The organism is Candidatus Symbiothrix dinenymphae, from assembly GCF_001431085.1.
In genome coordinates this window covers 1-1,741 of record NZ_BBRU01000008.1, presented here as the reverse complement: position 1 = coordinate 1,741, position 1,741 = coordinate 1, and the positions used below count along the sequence as shown (strand labels likewise).

Here is a 1,741-nt window from a genome sequence, read left to right as displayed (position 1 = left end):
CCTCTCGGTTGAGCGAGGATAGTGTGTGGCTGTCGGTTCAGCTCAAGCCCAATCCTATCATTTCCAGCGTGGTGTTTCATGGCGTGAAAAAGGGTGAGCGGGAGGAATTGGAGCCTTACGTGGGTGTTTTTCGGGGGCAGCAAATCACGCCTAATATTCTCAATCGCATACGCAAGCGCACGAAAGATTTTTTTGAGAAGAAAAGTTTTAACAATTCCACGGTTGAAATTCAGCAGAAACCGGATGTGTCTAACCCCGGCAAAATCATTTTGGACATCACCGTTGATAAGAAGGAAAAAATCAAAATTCGCAAGGTGCATATTCTTGGCAACGATGCGATTAAGGCTTCCGACATACGAATTGCGATGAAAAAGACCAATTACCCTGTGTTTGGGAAACGCATGCCGTTCAAGGAATTTACGCGTAAGTGGCTGCGTTCCACCAAGTTCAATCGCGAGAATTATACCGAAGATTTGGGCAATATCGTTGCCAAATACAACGAATCCGGCTTCCGTGATGCCCGTATTGTGGCAGACAGCGTGGCTCCGGTGTTGGATAAAAAGGGTGATGTGTCTAAAAAAGTGGATGTGTTCGTCACCGTGGAGGAAGGTCACAAATACTTCCTGCGCGATGTGAAGTGGATAGGCAACACGGTTTACCCGACAGAGGGGCTGAGCCGTGTGCTGGATATGAAGTCGGGCGATGTCTATAATCAGAAGAAATTGAACGACAAGCTGATGGCTGATGATGAGTCTATTGGCAATTCGTATTACAATCAGGGCTATATATTCGCGAATCCCGATGCAGTGGAGGTGCAGATTGAAAATGATTCGATTGACTTGGAAATTCGCATCACGGAAGGTGTGCAAGCCACCATCAACCGAGTCAATATCACAGGCAACGATGTGGTGTATGAAGACGTTATCCGCCGCGAATTAACCACAAAGCCCGGGCAACTTTACAGCAAAGATGCGGTGATAGAATCGTATCGTATGTTGGGAAATATGAAGCATTTCGATATGGAGGCACCCGATATAGTTCAGCAAGTGCCTGACGCGCAAAGCGGTACAATGGATTTGACCTACAATCTGACCACCAAAGGCAGCGACCAAGTCGAATTTTCGTTAGGATATGGGCAAACCGGCATTGTGGGGCGTGTAGGTTTATCTTTTAACAACTTTTCCATTAAAAATTTGCTATATCCAAGTGCGCACAAAGGCATTTTCCCGCGAGGCGACGGGCAAACATTGTCCATCAGTGGGCAAACCAACGGGCGGTATTATCAATCTTACAGCATTTCATTTATGGAACCCTGGCTCGGCAGCAAGCGACCTAACGGGCTGTCAGTCAGCGCGTTCTATATGAGGCAAACCGGCGTGGATTCGCGTTCATACACGAACAGCATGTATGGTTACGGCGGCTACGGCTACGGCAGCGGCTATGGCAGTGGTTACGGCTACAGCGATTTGGCTTATGACGACAATACATCCATGGAAATACTTGGCATGTCTGTTGGTCACAGTCGCCGGTTGAATTGGCCCGATATGTATTTCACCTTGTCGGCAGAGCTTGGCTATCAGCGTTATATAATGCACAACTGGCAGTATTTTGTGGTGCAAAACGGTAATGCCAATGAATTTTCGTTGGGCTTGACTTTGGGGCGCAGTTCAATAGACAATCAGCTCTACACACGTTCAGGTTCCACTTTTTCGCTGTCGGTGAATGGCACCCCGCCCTATTC

1 protein-coding gene is annotated in these 1,741 nt (G+C 47.6%); it reads left to right on the top strand.

From position 1 onward, the window contains the following. A partial coding sequence (locus ASC50_RS00275; RefSeq protein ID WP_304518296.1) for a BamA/OMP85 family outer membrane protein occupies positions 1-1,741 on the top strand: 1,741 nt, incomplete at both ends.